This is a genomic window from Thermodesulfobacteriota bacterium (assembly GCA_031082315.1).
Lineage (GTDB): Bacteria > Desulfobacterota > QYQD01 > QYQD01 > QYQD01 > QYQD01.
On record JAVHLC010000044.1, the window covers coordinates 1 to 508 of the forward strand.

1 protein-coding gene is annotated in these 508 nt (G+C 51.0%); it reads right to left on the reverse strand.

Annotated elements, in window-relative coordinates; all coding sequences use genetic code 11:
- Nucleotides 1–469: GAF domain-containing protein (locus RDU59_12985; GenBank protein ID MDQ7839394.1), on the reverse strand; the 469-nt coding region annotated here is incomplete at its 3' end.
- Nucleotides 470–508: the final 39 nt, after the last annotated feature.

Sequence of the window (508 nt, forward strand, 5' to 3'; positions counted from 1 at the left end):
GAAGACGGACCCGCTCCAGGGCGCTTCCGGCCATCAGGGCCAGAGTCCTCAGCAGCTCCAGATCATTTTCCGTGAGGTCTGTGTCACTGGTCAGGGCGATGGCCCCTGCCACCTTATTTTCCGCCACAATGGGCATATCTATTACCGACTTATAGGGGAGCACGGGAACGACGAGTGTCTTGATAAGGAGCCGCAGGGGACTGCCGGGAGAGGTATAATCCATGGCTATTCGTTCTACAGTGGTACTGATAACGCTATCCTTATCTTGCATAACGATGTTCCCGGTAGCAATGGGTTTTCCTGTATCCCGCATCCTTTTATAGATGCTTTCCTCATAGAGGGGTATCTTATAGCCGAGGAGGGAAATGCCCGGTATGACACGCCGGGCGATTTTTTCTATATTCCTAGCCAATCCGGATTCGATGCCCACGCGAACCAGTTGTATATAACGATCGTCTTCGGTAAACATGCATATATTGCTTATTTCCCGTCCAAGTTTTTCCACGCT